This is a genomic window from Mycobacterium botniense (assembly GCF_010723305.1).
In the GTDB taxonomy this organism is placed as follows: domain Bacteria; phylum Actinomycetota; class Actinomycetes; order Mycobacteriales; family Mycobacteriaceae; genus Mycobacterium; species Mycobacterium botniense.
Window position 1 is genome coordinate 1,002,088 of record NZ_BLKW01000004.1, and the last position, 17,807, is coordinate 1,019,894.

At 66.7% G+C, this 17,807-nt stretch carries 16 protein-coding genes and 1 pseudogene; 9 read left to right on the top strand and 8 right to left on the bottom strand.

Annotated elements, in window-relative coordinates; genetic code table 11:
- Nucleotides 1-11: 11 nt before the first annotated feature.
- On the bottom strand, nucleotides 12-578 hold the full coding sequence (locus G6N08_RS14685) for a class I SAM-dependent methyltransferase (RefSeq protein WP_170301285.1): 567 nt from the start codon (nucleotides 576-578) through the stop codon (nucleotides 12-14).
- A gap of 32 nt (nucleotides 579-610) precedes the next feature.
- On the opposite strand from G6N08_RS14685, the gene G6N08_RS14690 reads away from it, so the two are divergent.
- Complete coding sequence (locus G6N08_RS14690; RefSeq protein WP_443093844.1) at nucleotides 611-2,014, top strand: DNA polymerase IV; 1,404 nt, start codon at nucleotides 611-613, stop codon at nucleotides 2,012-2,014.
- On the opposite strand, the gene G6N08_RS14695 is transcribed toward G6N08_RS14690, so the two are convergent.
- Nucleotides 1,979-2,902 (bottom strand): asparaginase, encoded by a 924-nt coding sequence (locus tag G6N08_RS14695; protein WP_163758444.1) that lies wholly within the window; start codon nucleotides 2,900-2,902, stop codon nucleotides 1,979-1,981. The genes G6N08_RS14690 and G6N08_RS14695 overlap by 36 nt on opposite strands.
- A gap of 42 nt (nucleotides 2,903-2,944) precedes the next feature.
- On the opposite strand from G6N08_RS14695, the gene lspA reads away from it, so the two are divergent.
- A complete protein-coding gene (lspA, locus tag G6N08_RS14700) occupies nucleotides 2,945-3,547 on the top strand; it encodes a signal peptidase II (RefSeq protein ID WP_163758446.1) in 603 nt (200 codons plus the stop codon).
- Nucleotides 3,547-4,473: an RluA family pseudouridine synthase gene (locus tag G6N08_RS14705; protein ID WP_163758449.1), complete on the top strand. Its 927-nt coding sequence runs from the start codon at nucleotides 3,547-3,549 to the stop codon at nucleotides 4,471-4,473. Before lspA ends, G6N08_RS14705 begins: the two co-directional genes overlap by 1 nt.
- A 21-nt stretch (nucleotides 4,474-4,494) precedes the next feature.
- On the opposite strand, the gene G6N08_RS14710 is transcribed toward G6N08_RS14705, so the two are convergent.
- Nucleotides 4,495-5,250 (bottom strand): class I SAM-dependent methyltransferase, encoded by a 756-nt coding sequence (locus tag G6N08_RS14710; RefSeq protein ID WP_163758454.1) that lies wholly within the window; start codon nucleotides 5,248-5,250, stop codon nucleotides 4,495-4,497.
- Nucleotides 5,251-5,424: 174 nt separating this feature from the next.
- Nucleotides 5,425-5,559 (bottom strand): annotated as a pseudogene (locus G6N08_RS21355) (hypothetical protein); the annotation flags it as partial.
- 66 nt (nucleotides 5,560-5,625) lie between these two features.
- Between G6N08_RS21355 and dnaE the strand changes: the two are divergent.
- Entirely contained in the window at nucleotides 5,626-9,168 is a 3,543-nt protein-coding gene (dnaE, locus tag G6N08_RS14715) for a DNA polymerase III subunit alpha (protein WP_163758455.1), read from the top strand.
- Between the two features lie 252 nt (nucleotides 9,169-9,420).
- Here dnaE and G6N08_RS14720 read toward each other — a convergent pair whose 3' ends face one another.
- On the bottom strand, nucleotides 9,421-11,205 hold the full coding sequence (locus G6N08_RS14720) for a beta strand repeat-containing protein (RefSeq protein ID WP_246216768.1): 1,785 nt from the start codon (nucleotides 11,203-11,205) through the stop codon (nucleotides 9,421-9,423).
- A gap of 146 nt (nucleotides 11,206-11,351) precedes the next feature.
- Nucleotides 11,352-12,605: a metal-dependent hydrolase family protein gene (locus G6N08_RS14725; RefSeq protein WP_163758458.1), complete on the bottom strand. Its 1,254-nt coding sequence runs from the start codon at nucleotides 12,603-12,605 to the stop codon at nucleotides 11,352-11,354.
- Between the two features lie 131 nt (nucleotides 12,606-12,736).
- Here G6N08_RS14725 and fadD11 point away from each other — a divergent pair, with 131 nt between their 5' ends.
- From fadD11 to ilvA, 3 genes are read left to right on the top strand one after another with little or no spacing between them, the layout of a single operon-like run.
- Nucleotides 12,737-14,554 carry a fatty acid--CoA ligase FadD11 gene (gene fadD11 / locus G6N08_RS14730; RefSeq protein WP_163758459.1) on the top strand — a complete coding sequence of 606 codons (1,818 nt, stop codon included), beginning with the start codon at nucleotides 12,737-12,739 and terminating at the stop codon, nucleotides 14,552-14,554.
- A 35-nt stretch (nucleotides 14,555-14,589) separates the two neighbouring features.
- Nucleotides 14,590-15,027, top strand: a complete 438-nt coding sequence (locus G6N08_RS14735) for a nitroreductase family deazaflavin-dependent oxidoreductase (RefSeq protein WP_163758461.1) — start codon at nucleotides 14,590-14,592, stop codon at nucleotides 15,025-15,027.
- Between the two features lie 28 nt (nucleotides 15,028-15,055).
- Nucleotides 15,056-16,345: a threonine ammonia-lyase gene (gene ilvA, locus G6N08_RS14740; RefSeq protein WP_163758462.1), complete on the top strand. Its 1,290-nt coding sequence runs from the start codon at nucleotides 15,056-15,058 to the stop codon at nucleotides 16,343-16,345.
- 75 nt (nucleotides 16,346-16,420) lie between these two features.
- Here ilvA and G6N08_RS14745 read toward each other — a convergent pair whose 3' ends face one another.
- Entirely contained in the window at nucleotides 16,421-16,753 is a 333-nt protein-coding gene (locus G6N08_RS14745) for a PIN domain-containing protein (protein WP_218033383.1), read from the bottom strand.
- The gene (locus G6N08_RS14750) at nucleotides 16,740-16,979 is read right to left on the bottom strand and encodes a hypothetical protein (protein WP_163758463.1); all 240 of its coding nucleotides are present in this window, start codon (nucleotides 16,977-16,979) and stop codon (nucleotides 16,740-16,742) included. The genes G6N08_RS14745 and G6N08_RS14750 overlap by 14 nt, the downstream gene beginning before the upstream one ends.
- 133 nt (nucleotides 16,980-17,112) lie before the next feature.
- On the opposite strand from G6N08_RS14750, the gene G6N08_RS14755 reads away from it, so the two are divergent.
- Both G6N08_RS14755 and G6N08_RS14760 read left to right on the top strand, forming a co-directional pair.
- Complete coding sequence (locus G6N08_RS14755) at nucleotides 17,113-17,349, top strand: CopG family ribbon-helix-helix protein (protein WP_163758464.1); 237 nt, start codon at nucleotides 17,113-17,115, stop codon at nucleotides 17,347-17,349.
- Nucleotides 17,350-17,359: 10 nt separating this feature from the next.
- Nucleotides 17,360-17,743 (top strand): PIN domain-containing protein, encoded by a 384-nt coding sequence (locus tag G6N08_RS14760; protein WP_163758466.1) that lies wholly within the window; start codon nucleotides 17,360-17,362, stop codon nucleotides 17,741-17,743.
- Nucleotides 17,744-17,807 lie beyond the last annotated feature (64 nt).

A 17,807-nucleotide genomic window follows, 5' to 3' on the forward strand; every position in this document is an offset into this window, starting at 1 on the left:
ACTTTCATGTACTAGGGTTTCACCGCGCGCCATCGTTGGTTGCTGCCTTTCACATCGACGTGGACGTTGTGAAACCCGGCCTGGCGCAAGCGCTCTGGAAGCGTGGTAGGCGAGACCGGGTTGCAGGTATCGCGAAAATGCGCGATCCGGAACCACCGGGAGTCGACGCTGTCGCTGCCGGCGAACACCCCGCCGGGGGCCAGTACCCGAAACGCCTCGACGAACAGTTTGTCTTGCAGCCGCGCCGTCGGGACGTGGTGCAGCATCGTAAAGCACACCACCGAGCTGAATTCGTCAGCGGGAAGACCGGTGTCGGTGCCGTCGCCGTGGATGACGCGAGCGCGGTGCCCGTAGGCGGCCTGCAACTGCCGCGCCATCGGCCCGTCGATCTCTACGGCTGTCAGACGCGGTGTCTTGTCGAGGAGGGCGCCCATGTTGGCGCCGTAGCCGGGGCCGATCTCCAGTGTGCTGTCGCCCAAGTCCACGTCGGCGAGAACCCACGGCACCAGCCGGTCGCGTACCACCCTCGCCCAGTAACCCGAACTGCAACACAACCGGTGACAGAGGTTCATCGTCACAGTTTCCGACGCTATATCAATAGCATTGGCGTGTGGATGCCCGATGGGTGCTGCACCTGGACATGGATGCGTTTTTCGCCTCCGTCGAGCAGCTCACCCGTCCCACCCTGCAAGGACGGCCGGTGCTGGTGGGCGGTCTGGGCGGCCGCGGCGTGGTGGCCGGCGCCAGCTATGAAGCGCGCGCGTTCGGCGCCCGATCGGCCATGCCCATGCACCAGGCGCGCCGGCTGGTCGGGATCCACGCTGTCGTGCTGCCGCCCCGCGGCGTGGTGTACGGCGTGGCCAGCCGGCGGGTGTTCGACACCGTCCGAAGCCTGGTGCCCCTCGTCGAGCAGCTCTCCTACGATGAGGCGTTCGGGGAACCGGCCCAGCTGGCCGGCGCGTCAGCCGAGGACGCCGAGCTGTTCTGTGAGATCCTGCGCCAGCGGGTGCGCGAGGAGACCGGCCTGGTGGCCTCGGTCGGCGCCGGCTCCGGCAAGCAGATCGCCAAGATCGCGTCGGGATTGGCCAAACCCGACGGTGTTCGGGTGATCCGGCGCTCCGAGGAGCGGCAACTGCTCGCCCGGCTGCCGGTGCGACGGCTCTGGGGTATCGGCCCGGTTGCCGAGGAAAAACTGCACCGGCTCGGCATCGAGACGGTCGGAGAGCTGGCCGCGCTCACCGACACCGAGGCGGCCAGCATCCTGGGGGCGACGACCGGTCCCGCGCTGCACCGGCTGGCCCAGGGGATCGACGACCGCCCGGTCGTGGAGCGCGCCGAAGCCAAGCAGATCAGCGCGGAGTCCACTTTCGCGAGCGACCTGACCACGATCGAGCAGCTGCGGGAAGCAGTCGGCCCGATCGCCGAACACGCGCATCAGCGGCTGCTGCGCGACGGCCGGGGCGCCCGCACAGTCACCGTGAAGGTGAAAAAAGCTGATATGGGTATCCTGACCCGCTCGGCGACGCTGCCGTTCGCCACCGTCGATGCGGCCACACTGGTGTGGGTGGCCCGGCGGCTGCTGTTGGACCCGCGGCAGATCGGGCCGGTCCGGCTGCTCGGGGTGGGATTTTCCGGGTTGACCGAGGTGTGGCAACAGCCCTTGTTCCCCGACCTGGAGCTGGTGCCGGAGACCCCGGAGGCCCGCCGAACCGTCGGGGCGCCGCAGGCCGTGGCCGGTGCGGTGGGCGACACCGCGCGGTGGCGGGTGGGCGATGACATCGCCCACCCCGACTTCGGGCACGGCTGGGTGCAGGGCGCCGGCCACGGCGTGGTCACCATCCGGTTCGAGACCCGCAGCTCGGGGCCGGGACCGGTGCGCACCTTTCCCGCCGACAGCCGCGAGATCACCAGGGCCAACCCGGTCGACAGCCTGGACTGGCCGGACTATGTCACCGCTCTGCGGGCGGAGCAGTCGGCATCAGCCCCACCGGTCGAGGACCTCGCCGGGCGGTAGCTGCGCCGCCAGCGCCGCCATCAGCAGCACCCGGGCCTGCGGCGGGCCCAGCCGCGGCACCATCACCGCGCCCGCATTGACCAAATCGCGGCCGGGGCCATACCCGGCGCCGACCCGTGCGCCCACGACCCGCGTGGACACCGCGATCACCACCCCCGCGCGGCAATGACGGCGCACCCCCTCAATCACCGCGGCTCCGGCGTTACCCGATCCCAGCGCCTCCAGCACAATGCCGCGCGCACCCGCGGCCACGCAGGCATCCAATGCCACCGCATCGCTTCCCGGGTAGACCGCGACGATATCGACCCGAGGTGCCGCGGCAGCGCTCAGCTCGCCCATATACGGTCTGGTTTTGGGGTGAGTCAGGGTGAGTACACCGTTGTCGACGGTGCCGAGCACGTCGGCCGCGAAACCGGTGCGGGTGCCCATCTTCCGCAGCCCTAACGGCTGCAAGACCCGGCCTGCGAAACACACCAGGACCCCCGCCTCGCGCGCGGAGGCGTTGCCCGCCACCGCCACCGCATCACGCAGATTGGTCGGACCGTCGGTGTCGGGCGCGTCGGCGCTGCGCAGCGCACCGGTGATCACCACCGGCGCGGCACCGCGATACGTCAGCTCCAGCCACAGTGCCGTCTCTTCCAGGGTGTCGGTGCCGTGGGTGATCACCACGCCGCCGGCTCCGCTATCGACCGCGGTCTGCATCGCCGTGCGGATGCGGTCCCAATCGGCGGGTGTCAGCTGGGAGCTGTCCAGCGACATCAGGTCCACGACATCGACATCCAGGCCCGCGGCGAGCTCCGCACCGCCCCGGGTGGGCCGTCGTATCCCGTCAGCATCGGTGCTGCTGGCGATCGTGCCGCCGGTGCTGATCACGGTCAGACGGTCCATGCTGCGATCATGCCCCCGCGCGAGGTAAGGGATGATGGAGATGTGCCTGAGGAACCAACACGATCGACTGAATCGGTGACTGAGGCCCAGGAGGCCGGGGATGGCGCCGCCCCTGTGCCGCCGCGCCGATTGCGCCTCCTGCTGTCGGTTGCAGCGGTCGTGCTGGTGCTCGACATCGTCACCAAGGTGCTTGCCGTCGCCCTGCTGACCCCTGGCCAGCCGGTGCCAATCATCGGCGACACCGTCACCTGGACGTTGGTGCGCAATTCCGGGGCCGCGTTCTCGATGGCGACCGGTTACACCTGGGTGCTGACGTTGATCGCCAGCGCCGTCGTCTTCGGCATCGTCTGGATGGGACGACGGCTGGTGTCGCCGTGGTGGGCGATCGGTCTGGGGATGATTCTGGGTGGGGCCATGGGCAATCTGGTGGACCGGTTCTTCCGCTCACCCGGTCCGCTGCGCGGACATGTCGTGGACTTCCTGTCGATCGGGTGGTGGCCGGTGTTCAATGTCGCCGACCCGTCAGTGGTGGGTGGGGCCATCCTGCTCGTCACGTTGTCGCTGTTGGGCTTCGACTTTGACACCGTCGGCCGACGTACGCGCGGCCGGGAGGGGTCCCCGGCGGAACCGGCCGAGCCGCGCTGATGGCTGAGCGTGTGCTGCCCGTTCCTGAAGGGTTGGCGGGGATGCGCGTCGATGCGGGCCTGGCGCGCCTGCTGGGTGTGTCGAGAACCACGGCCGCCGCGCTGGCCGAGGACGGGGGTGTGGAACTTGATGGAGTGCCGGCCGGCAAGTCGGATCGGCTAAGACCCGGCGCCTGGTTGCAGGTGCGGCTGCCCGAAACGCCGCCGCCGCCGGAGAACAAGCCGGTCGATATCGAGGGCATGACGATCCTGTACTCCGATGACGACATCGTCGCGGTCGACAAACCCGCCGGCGTGGCGGCGCACGCGTCGGTCGGCTGGACCGGCCCGACGGTGCTCGGCGGGCTCGCGGCCGCCGGTTACCGGATCACCACGTCCGGGGTGCACGAGCGGCAGGGGATCGTGCATCGTCTCGATGTGGGCACCTCGGGGGTGATGGTGGTGGCGATCTCCGACCGTGCCTACACCGTGCTCAAGCGGGCGTTCAAGCAGCGCACCGTGGATAAGCGCTACCACGCGCTGGTGCAGGGGCACCCGGATCCCTCCAGCGGAACCATCGACGCCCCGATCGGCCGGCACCGCGGCCACGAGTGGAAGTTCGCGGTGACCAAACACGGCAGACACAGCCTCACCCACTACGACACCCTGGAAGCCTTCGTCGCCGCCAGCCTGCTTGACGTGCACCTGGAAACCGGCCGCACCCATCAGATCCGGGTCCATTTCGCCGCGTTGCGTCACCCCTGCTGCGGCGACTTGACCTATGGTGCCGACCCGAAGCTGGCGCAAAAGCTCGGGCTACAACGCCAATGGCTGCATGCCCGGTCGCTGTCGTTCACGCACCCGGTGAACGGGCGGGGCATGGAAATCGTCAGTCCCTACCCGCCTGACCTCCAGCATGCCCTCGACGTGCTGCGCGCCGAAGGGTGATCACCGGTGTCGAGCGTGGCCCTACGGCTTGCGGGCTTCGATGAGGACTCGCGTGGAGTGGGTGACAAAGGGTCCGTCGGTGGTGATGCGCTCATGCAGTTCACGCAGCCGCTCACGATAGGCGTCGACGGTGAAGTCCGGCACCGTCCAGATCACCTTGCGCAGAAAGTAGACCACCGCGCCGATGTCGAAGAATTCCACGCGTAGCCGCTCCATGCGCAGATCCACGACCTGCAGCCCGGCGGCTCTTGCCTGCGCTGTCTCGACGTCTGGGTGATGCTCGGTGCGCCGCTGCGGCTGCGGTCCCATGAAGTACTCGACCAGCTCGAGCACCGTGGCGGGTCCGACATGCTGGGCGAAATAGGTGCCGCCCGGGCGCAGCACGCGGGCGATCTCGCTCCACCACACGGTGACCGGGTGCCGGCTGGTGACCAGGTCGAACGCCTCGTCGGCGAACGGTAACGGCGGCTCGTCCCGGGTTGCGACCACCACCACACCGCGCGGGTGCAAGCGCTTGGTGGCCAGCGCGGCGTTGGGCGGGTACGACTCGGTGGCCGCCATCGTCGGCGGGAACGTCGTCGCGCCGGACAACACCTCCCCGCCACCGGTCTGGATATCCAGCGCGGCCGACACGCCCGCCAACCGTCGGCTCAGCAGCCGTTGGTAGCCCCACGACGGGCGTTCCTCGGTCGCGCGGCCGTCCAACCAGGAGAAATCCCAGCCCTCGACGGGTACGCTGTCGGCCTCCGCCACCAGATCGTCAAACGTTCGAGGCACGCACGCATTGTGACGCCAATGCCGGTTTGGTGCCGCGTTGATCGTCATCGCCGTCACACCGTCAACCCGAAAAGACACCTGCCGCCGGCGGGCGCGGCGATCGAAGCGCCGTCCGCGGGGCGCTTCACGTGCTGTTGGTGCTCGCGCCGAGGAGCCCGAAGTGCCGGGCGCATCCGAGAACAAGCCTGCCAGCTGCTCGTCGGCAAGTACCCGCGCGGAGACGTCCTCGACGACGACCTCGATCGCCGCATGGCCACCGATCCGGCCGAAGATCGGTGATGCCTGGCTCCGCCGGGATGAGCAAGGCACCGGGCGTTGAGACACATTCGGCGACACGCCGAGACACGTCGGCGGGCGGCCCTAGACTGGCCTGCGATGAGCGGTTCTTCTTCGCGGTCCTTCGTGCACCTGCATAACCACACCGAGTACTCGATGCTCGACGGTGCTGCGAAGATCACCCCGATGCTCGCGGAGGCGCAGCGGCTGGAAATGCCCGCCATCGGGATGACCGATCACGGAAACCTGTTCGGCGCCAGCGAGTTCTATAGCGCCACCACCCGCACCGGGATCAAGCCGATCATCGGGGTCGAGGCCTATGTCGCGCCCGGCTCGCGCTTCGACACCCGTCGGGTTTTCTGGGGAGACCCCAGCCAGAAGGCCGACGACGTGTCCGGCGGCGGCGCCTACACCCACCTGACGATGATCGCGGAGAACGCGACCGGGCTGCGCAACCTGTTCAAGCTGTCCTCGCTGGCCTCCTTCGAGGGCCAGTTGAGCAAGTGGTCGCGGATGGACGCCGAACTCATCGCCCAGCACGCCGAGGGCATCATCGCCACCACCGGCTGCCCATCCGGGGAGGTGCAGACCCGGCTGCGGCTGGGTCAGTACCGCGAGGCGCTCGAGTCCGCCGCCAAATGGCGGGAGATCTTCGGGGCCGACAACTATTTCCTCGAATTGATGGATCACGGGCTGACGATCGAACGGCGGGTGCGTGACGGGCTGCTCGACATCGGCCGCGCCCTCGGTATCCCGCCGCTGGCCACCAACGACTGCCACTATGTGACCCGGGACGCCGCACACAACCACGAAGCACTGCTGTGCGTGCAGACCGGCAAGACGCTGTCGGACCCGAATCGGTTCAAGTTCGACGGTGACGGCTACTACTTGAAGTCGGCCGCCGAGATGCGGGCGATCTGGGATGATGTCGTCCCCGGCGCCTGCGACACCACCCTGGTGATCGCCGAACGGGTGGGCTCCTACGCCGACGTGTGGACACCGCGGGACCGCATGCCGGTGTTCCCGGTGCCCGCGGGACACGACCAGGCCTCCTGGCTGCGCCACGAGGTGGACGCCGGCCTGCGCCGACGGTTCCCGAACGGCCTGCCGCCCGGCTACGCCGAACGCGCCGCCTACGAGATCGACGTCATCTGCGCCAAGGGGTTCCCCTCCTATTTCCTGATCGTTGCCGACCTGGTCAACCACGCCCGGTCGGTGGGGATCCGGGTGGGCCCTGGCCGAGGTTCGGCCGCGGGTTCGCTGGTGTCCTACGCCCTGGGCATCACCGATATCGATCCGATCCCGCATGGTCTGCTTTTCGAGCGTTTCCTCAACCCCGAACGCACCTCGATGCCCGATATCGACATCGACTTCGACGACCGGCGCCGCGGTGAAATGGTGCGTTACGCCGCAGAAAAGTGGGGCCATGACCGGGTCGCCCAAGTCATCACATTCGGCACCATCAAAACTAAAGCGGCGCTCAAGGATGCGGCCCGGATTCACTTCGGGCAGCCGGGTTTTGCCATTGCTGACCGGATCACCAAGGCGCTGCCCCCGCCAATCATGGCCAAAGACATTCCGCTGTCGGGAATCACCGACCCCACCCATGAGCGCTACAAGGAAGCCGCTGAAGTCCGTAGCCTCATCGAAACCGATCCCGATGTGCGCACCATCTACCAGACCGCCCGTGGCCTGGAGGGGATGATCCGTAACGCGGGTGTCCACGCGTGCGCGGTCATCATGAGCAGTGAGCCGCTGACCGAAGCCATCCCGCTGTGGAAGCGTCCCCAGGACGGCGCCATCATCACCGGCTGGGATTACCCCTCCTGTGAGGCCATCGGCCTGTTGAAGATGGACTTCCTCGGGCTGCGCAACCTCACCATCATCGGCGACGCGATCGAGAACATCAAAGCCAACAGGGGCATCGACCTCGACCTGGAATCAGTGCCCCTCGACGATAAGCTCACCTACGAGTTGCTGTCCCGGGGCGAGACGCTGGGTGTTTTCCAACTCGACGGCGGGCCGATGCGTGATCTGCTGCGGCGCATGCAGCCCAATGGGTTCGATGACGTCGTCGCCGTCATCGCGTTGTACCGCCCGGGCCCGATGGGGATGAACGCGCACAATGACTACGCTGACCGCAAGAACGGGCGCCAGCCCATTACCCCCATCCACCCCGAGCTTGCTGAACCGTTGGAGGAGATCCTCGCCGAGACCTATGGGCTGATCGTCTACCAAGAACAGATCATGCGCATCGCGCAGAAGGTCGCGGGATATTCACTGGCCCAAGCCGACATTCTGCGTAAAGCCATGGGCAAGAAAAAAGCCGATGTGCTGGCCGCCGAATACGAGAACTTCGCGGCGGGCATGCGGGACAACGGTTTTTCGCCGGGTGCGATCAAAGTGTTGTGGGATACCATTCTGCCGTTCGCTGACTACGCGTTCAACAAATCGCACGCCGCCGGGTATGCCATGGTCTCGTACTGGACCGCGTATCTGAAGGCCAACTATCCGGCCGAATACATGGCGGGGCTGTTGACCTCGGTCGGCGACGACAAGGATAAAGCAGCAGTCTATCTGGCGGACTGCCGCAAGTTGGGTATCACAGTGTTGCCACCCGATGTCAACGAATCCGGGTTGACGTTCGCCTCGGTCGGCACCGACATCCGCTACGGCCTCGGCGCCGTGCGCAACGTGGGTGCCAATGTCGTTGCGTCCCTGATCAAGACGCGGACCGAGAAAGGCAAATTCACCGACTTCTCCGACTATCTCAACAAGATCGACATCTCGGCCTGTAACAAGAAGGTCACCGAGTCGCTGATCAAGGCCGGCGCTTTCGACTCGCTGGGGCACCCCCGCAAAGGCTTGTTTCTGGTGCACAGCGACGCAGTGGACTCGGTACTGGGCACCAAAAAAGCTGAGGCGATGGGCCAGTTCGACTTGTTCGGCGGGCCGGATACCGTCACGGACAAAGTGTTTAGCATCAAGGTGCCCGACGAAGAGTGGGATGACAAGCACAAGCTGGCGCTGGAGCGTGAGATGCTGGGCCTGTACGTGTCCGGTCATCCGCTCAACGGCGTCGCACATCTGCTGGCGACTCAGACCGACACCGCCATCCCGGCGATTCTCGACGGTGATGTACCCAATGACACTCCGGTGACGGTGGGCGGGATCCTGGCGTCGGTGAACCGGCGAGTCAACAAAAACGGAATGCCTTGGGCATCAGCGCAATTAGAGGATCTCACCGGCGCTATCGAGGTCATGTTTTTCCCACAGACCTATTCCGCGTACGGGGCTGACATCATCGATGATGCGGTCGTGGTGGTCAACGCGAGGGTGTCGGCTCGTGACGACCGGACAGTGCTGATCGCCACCGAGCTTGTCGTCCCGGACTTTTCGAAAGTCCAGACGAATCGCCCGCTGGCGGTCAATTTACCTACGCGCCAGTGCACGATCGACAAGGTGAATGCGCTCAAACAGGTGCTGACGCGCCATCCCGGCACGGCGCAGGTGCATCTGCGGCTGGTCAGCGGGGACCGAGTCACCACGCTGGAGCTGGACCCGTCACTGCGGGTGACACCCTCGCCGGCGCTGATGGGAGATCTCAAGGCGCTGCTGGGGCCGGGCTGCGTGGGCGGCTAGCACCGGAATACGCCCGCGGGAGACGCGGTGTCGCGGCCCGTGCGCAGCCTCCGCGACGCGGCGCCGGCTCGCCGGTGGGCGACAAACCAGCATCAGCACCGGCGACAGCGCCGAGCGCAGCACGTAGCCACCCGGAAACCAGACGTTGTGCTGCACGCGGGCCCGAACATGGGTGACGACGGGGCCTGCGCAGCATACACAGCCGCAGCGCAGGTCTCACCTGGCGCACGAGGCCCGTTCGATATGGCGACGCTAGTGCAGATAACCCGACGATTGGTCATCCGCGTTGAGGTAGCCCGAGATCTGGTCGCCGAAGTTTCCGGCTCCCGAGATATTGGCACCCGAGTTAAAGTGACCCGAATTGTCGTTTCCGGTATTGGCGAAGCCCGAGTTAAAGCTGGGCATGCCCGTGGTGCCCGTGTTTCTGAAGCCCGAGCTGTCGTCGCCCGCGTTGATGATGCCCGAATCATGGCTGCCCTCGTTTTCAAGGCCCGCGTCACCGGTAACACCGGCTTCGTGGAAGTCATTATCGAAACCCGAATTGTCGGTGCCGTTGTTCGCGTAGCCGGATTGATCGGTGCCCGAGTTATCCCAGCCCGAGTTCAGAACTCCCGACGGGGTGCGTGAGCTGCCCAGCCCCGTGTTGAGGCTGCCCGAGTTGAAAACGCCCGTGTTGGTGTTGCCCGAGTTCGCGAAACCGGTGTTGGTGTTGCCCGAGTTGAAGTCGAATGTGTTGGTGCTGCCCGCATTGAAGCTGCCAAAATTTGTCTCGCCCGAGTTGAAAAACCCGGTGTTACCGCTGCCCGCGTTGAACCAGCCTGAGTCGATGCGGCCCGAGTTTCCGACACCCGTGTCCAGGTAGCCCGAATTACCGTAGCCTGTGTTGATACCGCCCGCCGTGGTGGTGCCGCCCGAGTTTCCGATGCCCGTGTTGAGGTAACCCGAGTTTCCGATACCCGTGTTGAGGTAACCGGAGTTACCGATGCCTGTGTTGAGGTAACCCGAGTCGCCGAATTCTATGCTTGCGGGCCCAACCCCGGTGCCCGAGTTCGCGCCACCGATGTTTCCGTTGCCCGAGTTAAAGAAACCGATATCGTCGTCACCGGAGTTGAACAGACCGATGTCTCCGCTACCCGTGTTCAACCTGCCGAATCCGAATTGGTCGTTGCCCGATAGCCCGAAGCCGATGTCGTTGTCACCTCTGTTCCCGAAGCCGATATCGTTATCACCAGCGTTGCCGAACCCGATGTCCAGATTGCCGGTGTTGCCGCTGCCGACGTTGTGATTGCCGGTGTTGCCGCTGCCGAAGTTCGCATCGCCGGTGTTGCCGCTGCCGACGTTGTGATTGCCGGTGTTTCCGCTGCCGACGTTGTGATTGCCGGTGTTGCCGCTGCCGAAATTGGCATCGCCGGTGTTGCCGCTGCCGAGGTTGGCGTCCCCGGTGTTTCCGCTGCCCAGATTGACGCTGCCAACGTTGCCGCTGCCCAGGTTCAGATCACCGATGTTTCCGCTGCCGAGGTTGGCGTCCCCGGTGTTGCCGCTGCCGAGGTTGACGCTGCCAACGTTGCCGCTGCCCAGGTTCAGATCACCGATGTTTCCGCTGCCGAGGTTGGCATCGCCGGTGTTTCCGCTGCCGAGGTTGACGGCGCCGCTGTTACCCAAGCCCGCGTTGATGCTCAAATCCGGGGTGGCGGTGGTAGGGCCGCCTATCGGGTCCCAGACAGCCAGAGCGCCGTCAGCGCCCGGATACACGCCAGCCGGGGGGTTGATGGCCGCAGCCCAATCCGGTCTCAACGCGGCATCGGCACCGGGCATACCACCCCCGGCCAGAGCATGACCGATCGCGCCAACGACCATGACGGGGTCGATGATGACGTCGATGAGCTCACCGATATCGGCGCCAGCCTCGGGTGCGCTGGCCACGGCGATCGTCGCGCCAGCCAGCACCGCGCCGACAGCTGCCGCGGCACCGACGGCACCTGGGCCCGCGCGGCGGCACCGACCGCTGACGCGGGCTTTGCGGTCACGGCGGCTCACGGCAGGGCTCCAATCGTCCCGGTCTCCCGGATCGTATTCGTTGCGCCGACAAGGAGCCAGATCACCCGCTCGAATGAGGCCGTCGCGATGCCCGGCCGGCCAGGGTGCGCCCCGCCGGTTCCGCGCCCGCGCTTTGGCCCGGTCGATCAGGGTGAGACAACAACCCCCGAATCCGGACTTCGGTAGATCACCCCGTCTTTCATGACGAAGTCGACCTGACCGGTCACTTCGATATCGGCGAGTGGGTTACCGGGCATCGCGATCAGATCCGCGACCTTGCCTTCAGCGATCACGCCCAGATCGTCAAGCCCGAGTAGTTCGGCGGCGACGCTGGTGGCGGCTTGCAGGGCGCGCAGCGGGGTGATGCCGGTTGACACCATGGTCGGGAACTCCCGCCAATTCTCGTGGTGGGGGAACATGCCCGCATCGGTCCCGAACGCGATCCGGACGTTGCTCGCCGCGACTCGTTCTGCGGCGTCCAGCAAGGCGTTGCGGTACTTTTGGGCTTTGCGCCGAGCGTATTCCGGCATGGCCGCCCACATGGGGTCGTCTTCGTCGCGGCGGGCACCGGAGAGGATCGCATACTGTGTCGGCACCAGAAACACGCCGGCGTCTTCCATCATGCGCAGGGTCTCCGCCGAGGCGAGGTTTCCGTGTTCGATACTGCGGACTCCAGCCCGCACTGCACGCCGGATGCCTTCGTCGCCGTAGCTGTGCGGTGTGACCGGAACCCCGAGGTCGGTTGCCGTCGCGACCAAGACGTCCATCTCTTCCTGGCTGTAGGTGGCCTGGCCGGGATCGTCTGACGGGGAGGCGAATCCGCCGGTCGCAGCGAATTTGATCCAGTCGGCGCCGGCGCGGATCTCTTGTCTGACCCGGGTTCGGATCTCGTCGCACCCATCGGCGGCCGCAAGTTCCAGCGCCCGCGAGGGGCCCTGGTATTCGTCGGCGACCATGCCGCTGAAATCACCGTGACCGCCGCGCGCGGAGATCATGTGCGGCGCGACCAGCATCCGCGGGCCCACCACGATCCCGGCCGCCACCGCGTCGCGCAGGTCGATGGTGGGGTAGTCCACGTCTGCGCACGCCAGATCGCGCACCGTGGTGAACCCGTTCATCAGCAACGCCCGCAGCACCGGCAGTGACTTCAGCGCTTTCGCGACGCTGGAGTCCGCGGCCGCACCCGGACCGAACGGCGGGTGCACCGTGACATGGACATGGCAGTCCATGAACCCCGGTGTGAGCGTGTGGCCGGACAGGTCGATCAGTTGGGCTTCCGGGGGAGCCTCCAGCGAGTCGCCGATCCGCTGGATCCGGCCGTCGCCGACGAGCACCTGCCGCGGCGTGACCGTCTCCGAGATCCCGTCCCAGACATTGGCACCGGTGATCAAAATCGCCATTGCCGCCACCTTATCGCCGGGCGCTCACATCGTTCAGCCGAACCGGCGCGCGGGCACCGGCTAATCTGCGAACTTGCGCAACCGCTGCCACGGCGGTGTCCTGGTCAGACAAGCCGCGAAGGAGAACGGTGATGAACGAACAGCCAGCCACCCTGTGCGCGGCGTTTCAGCGCACGGCCGCGATCGATCCCGACGCGGTCGCGCTGCGTACACCGGGCGCGACCCAGACACTGACCTGGCGACACTACGCGGCCCAGGTACGTCAGGCCGCGGCCGGCCTGGCCGGGCTGGGGGTCCGGCGGGGCGACACGGTTGCGCTGATGATGGCCAACCGGATCGAGTTCTATCCGCTGGAAGTGGGTGCGCAACACGTCGGGGCCACCTCGTTCTCGGTGTACAACACGCTGCCCGCCGAGCAACTGACCTACCTGTTCGCCAACGCCGGCACCAAGGTCGCGATCTGCGAAGAGCAGTACGTCGATCGTATCCGCGCCAGCGGCGCGGCCATCGAGCACATCGTCTGCATCGACGGCTCACCGGCGGGCGCCCTGTCAGTGGACGATTTATACGCCGCCGCCCCCGATGACTTCGACTTCGAATCCACTTGGCGAGCAGTGCAATCCGACGACGTTGTCACCCTCATCTACACCTCGGGCACCACCGGGAACCCCAAGGGGGTAGAGATGACGCACGCCAATCTGCTGTTCGAGGCGTTTGCCCTCGACGCCGTCCTGGGGGTGCGATTCGGTGACCGGATCACGTCGTTTCTGCCTTCGGCGCACATCGCCGACCGGATGATGGGGCTCTACAACCAAGAGGTGTTCGGCACCCAGGTCACCGTGGTGTCCGACGCAAAGGCGATCGCGGCCGCCCTGCCCGACGTTCGGCCCACCATCTGGGGTGCGGTGCCGCGGGTATGGGAAAAGCTTAAGGCCGCAATCGAATTCGCCGCCGCACATGAGGCCGACGAGGTCAAGCGGCAGGCGCTGCAGTGGGGGCTATCGGTTGCCGCCAAACGCGGCGCCGCGCTGCTGGCCGGTGAACCTGTTCCCGATGAGCTGGCCGCCGAGTGGGCCAAAGCCGACGAGCTGGTGCTCTCGGCGCTGCGGGAGCGGATCGGCTTGGATCAGCTGCGCTGGGCGGTCTCGGGCGCCGCCCCGATTCCCAAGGAGACGCTGGCGTTCTTCGCCGGCATCGGCATTCCGATCGCCGAGGTGTGGGGCATGTCCGAACTGAGTTGCGTTGCCTCGGTGAGCCATCCCCGTGATGCGCTGCTGGGGACCGTCGGCAAACTGCTGCCCGGGCTGGAGGCCAGGATCGCCGGCGACGGCGAATTCTTGGTGCGTGGCCCGCTGGTGATGAAGGGCTACCGCAAGGAACCGGCGAAGACCGCGGAGGCCATCGACGAAGAAGGCTGGCTGCACACCGGCGACATCCTCGAGATGGACGCCGACGGTTATCTGCGGGTGGTCGACCGCAAGAAGGAGCTGATCATCAACGCGGCTGGAAAAAACATGTCACCGGCCAACATTGAGAACACTATTCTGGCCGCCTGCCCCATGATCGGCGCGATGGTCACCATCGGCGACGCCCGGCCGTATAACACCGCGCTGCTGGTGTTCGACGCCGACTCGGTCGGGCCGTACGCCGCCCGGCACGGACTCGAAGCCTCCCCCGCGGCACTGGCCGCTGACCCGGAGGTGATCGCGGAGATCGCGGCCGGGGTGGCCAAGGGCAACACCAGGCTGTCGCGGGTGGAGCAGATCAAACGCTTCCGCGTGCTGCCCACGGTATGGGAGCCGGGCGGCGACGAGATGACGCTCACGATGAAACTCAAGCGCCGGCCCATCGCCGAGAAGTACGCCGCCGAAATCGAGGAGCTTTACGCCGACAATCCCGGCCCCGAGGTCCACGAACCTGCCGGGTGGCAGACGGCACAACCCGTGTGACGCGCGGCGGGCGCCCGACCCCTTACAGTGGGCGCATGCCGCTATCAGGTGAATACGCACCCAGCCCGCTGGACTGGTCCCGCGAACAGGCCGAGAAGTACATGGCATCCGGCGGAACCGAGGGTACCGAGCTGCAGGGAAAGCCCGTCATCCTGTTGACCACGGTCGGCGCCAAAACCGGCAAACTGCGTAAAACCCCACTGATGCGGGTCGAGCACGACGGGCAGTACGCGATCGTCGCCTCCATGGGCGGCGCCCCGAAGCACCCGGCCTGGTACCACAACGTCAAGAAGAACCCGCGGGTGGAGTTGCAGGACGGTCCGGTCACCGGCGAGTACGAGGCCCGCGAGGTGTTCGGCGACGAGAAGGCCGTCTGGTGGCAACGCGCCGTGCAGGTCTGGCCCGACTACGCCACGTATCAGGCCAACACCGAGCGGGAGATTCCGGTGTTCGTGCTCACCCCGGTGCACTGAACGCCCTGCTGGATGGCACGATTATCCGGTGTCCGCTGAACCGAGTCAGACCCCGGCCGCGCCGGGTGCCGGGCCGTTGTGCGCAGCGGACGTCGAGGCGGCGGCGAAGCGGATCGCACCGGTGGTCACGCCCACGCCGCTGCAGTACTGCGAGCGGTTGTCCGCGGCCACCGGCGCGAGGGTGTACCTCAAACGCGAAGACCTGCAGACGGTGCGGTCCTACAAGCTGCGCGGCGCCTACAACCTGCTGGTTCAGCTCTCCGACGAGGAGGTCGCCGCGGGCGTGGTGTGCTCGTCGGCGGGCAACCACGCGCAGGGCTTCGCCTACGCATGCCGCTCGCTGGGCATTCAGGGCCGCGTCTACGTGCCCGCCAAGACGCCCAAGCAGAAGAAGGACCGCATCCGTTACCACGGCGGGGAGTTCATCGAGCTGATCGTGGGCGGGTCGACCTATGACCTGGCGGCTGCGGCTGCGCTGGAGGACGTGGCCCGCACGGGTGCGACGCTGGTTCCCCCGTACGACGACGTGCGCACCATCGCCGGTCAGGGCACCATTGCCGTGGAAGTGCTCGATCAGCTCGACACCGAACCCGACCTGGTGGTGGTCCCGGTGGGCGGCGGCGGCTGCATCGCCGGCGTCACCACCTACCTGGCCGAGCGCACGGCCAACACCGCGGTGCTGGGGGTGGAACCGGCCGGGGCGGCCGCGATGATGGCCGCGCTGGCCGCGGGCGGGCCGGTGACCCTGGACCACGTCGACCAGTTCGTCGACGGCGCCGCGGTGAACCGGGCGGGCACGCTGACGTATGCCGCGCTGGCCGCCGCCGGTGACATGGTGTCGATCATCAGCGTCGACGAGGGCGCGGTCTGCACCGCGATGCTGGACCTGTACCAGCACGAAGGGATCATCGCCGAGCCGGCGGGGGCGCTGTCGGTCGCCGGTCTGCTGGAGGCCGACATCGAGCCCGGCTCCACGGTGGTGTGCCTGATCTCCGGCGGCAACAACGATGTCTCCCGCTACGGGGAGGTGCTGGAGCGCTCGCTGGTGCACCTCGGGCTCAAGCACTACTTCCTGGTCGATTTCCCGCAGGAGCCCGGTGCGCTGCGCCGGTTCCTCGACGAGGTGCTGGGACCCAACGACGACATCACGCTGTTCGAGTACGTCAAGCGCAACAACCGGGAGACCGGTGAGGCCCTGGTCGGTATCGAATTGGGGTCGGCCGCGGATATCGACGGCCTGTTGGCCCGGATGCGGGGCACCGGGCTGCACATCGAAGTCCTCGAGCCCGGATCGCCGGCCTACCGCTACTTGCTGTAGCCGGGGCGGAACGGATTCTCCACGCGCACGCCGGCGTAGTCTTCGCCGTCGCTCAGGTCCTCGGAGAGCACGACATCACACCCCAGCGAGCGGCTGGCTTCCAGGATCGCGGCGTCCCAGTACGACAAGCCGAAGCGCCGATGTGCCGCAAGGGCGGCGAGCATCAGCCGGGTTGTGATGGCGGCGACGGGAAACCGCATGAACGACCACCAGGTCGACGGCCTGCTGATGGGTGAGCGCGTCCGGCCGACTGGTGCGAGTCGCCTGGACATAGAACTCCTGCAGGACCTGGACGGACAGCGCCAGGTCGCGGGCGGTCAGGATTTCGTTGGCGCGCTTCGCCTTGTGCTGCTCGTCGGGATCGCGCGAGATCGCGTAGAGCAGCACATTGGTGTCAATGAACCGCACGGTCGTGGATGTCGTCGCGGCCCAGGCGGTCGCGCGCACGGAAGCGTCGGATTTCACGCTGGACCTGGCGCTGCTTCGCCTCGAGTCGGGCGAACTCCGCCTCCCGCTCGGAAAGCGAGTTCAAAAACTCTGCGACAAGGGCACTGAGGGATTTGCCGAGTTCCGCGGCCCGAATCCGTGCATTGCGGTAGACGTCTTCGGGAACGGAGACCGTGATATTTTTCACAGCTTCACAGTATCACAGTTTCTGCGGCATGTGACCGGGTAGCCGCTCGAGCTTGCCGACGGTGATGACTCATCGGCGGCGTCGGCGTTTTCCTCGGCGGCACGGGGGTCGGTTAGTGGGCTATGATCAGCCCATGCGACTGCACATTACCGTGGACGACGAGCTCGTAGCCGAGCTCGACCAGCGGGCCGGACGCAGGCGACGGAGCGCATTCATCGCCGAGTTGATTCGCCGCGGACTCGATGACGAGCGGCGATGGGACGATATCGAGGCAGCGCTCGGGGCCATCCCCGACGAGGGGCACGAATGGGACGACGATCCCGGTGAATGGGTCCGCCGCCAACGTGCCGACCAGCGTCGCGTCGGCTGACATGGCGCGTGTGCTGCTCGATTCGACCGTACTCATCGACGCCCTGCGTGGCCGGCCGGCCGGCGAGCGCCTCCGCGCCCTGCGCCGCCAGGGCGACGAGCCATGGACGTGTGCGATCTCGATTGAGGAGATCTGGCGCGGGCTGCTTCCCGGCGAAGAAGTCGCAGCACAACGGCTGGTGCGGGGCTTACGGTGCGCCCCGCTGGGTCCGTCCGAAGGAATTCGCGCGGGACAGTGGCGCGGCCAGTTCGCCAGCCGAGGGATCACCCTTCACCAGGCCGACTGTCTGATTGCCGCCGCGGCCGCTGGTATCGAAGCACGGTTGGCGACGGGCAATCCCGGCGACTTCCCGATGGCCGAGATCACGGTCGAGCACTGGCCGGTCGGGCGCTGACGGTGATTCGCCACCGGCGCCGCGCCAACCGGTTACAGCGGCTGTACCTGCGCGAGCGAACCGT

Coding starts and splice junctions, on each gene's coding strand:
- G6N08_RS14695 (WP_163758444.1), bottom strand. CDS start 2,902: ATGGACCGTCTGACCGTGATCAGCACCGGCGGCACGATCGCCAGCAGC.
- G6N08_RS14705 (WP_163758449.1), top strand. CDS start 3,547: ATGGCTGAGCGTGTGCTGCCCGTTCCTGAAGGGTTGGCGGGGATGCGC.
- dnaE (WP_163758455.1), top strand. CDS start 5,626: ATGAGCGGTTCTTCTTCGCGGTCCTTCGTGCACCTGCATAACCACACC.
- G6N08_RS14725 (WP_163758458.1), bottom strand. CDS start 12,605: ATGGCGATTTTGATCACCGGTGCCAATGTCTGGGACGGGATCTCGGAG.
- fadD11 (WP_163758459.1), top strand. CDS start 12,737: ATGAACGAACAGCCAGCCACCCTGTGCGCGGCGTTTCAGCGCACGGCC.
- G6N08_RS14735 (WP_163758461.1), top strand. CDS start 14,590: ATGCCGCTATCAGGTGAATACGCACCCAGCCCGCTGGACTGGTCCCGC.
- G6N08_RS14755 (WP_163758464.1), top strand. CDS start 17,113: ATGCGACTGCACATTACCGTGGACGACGAGCTCGTAGCCGAGCTCGAC.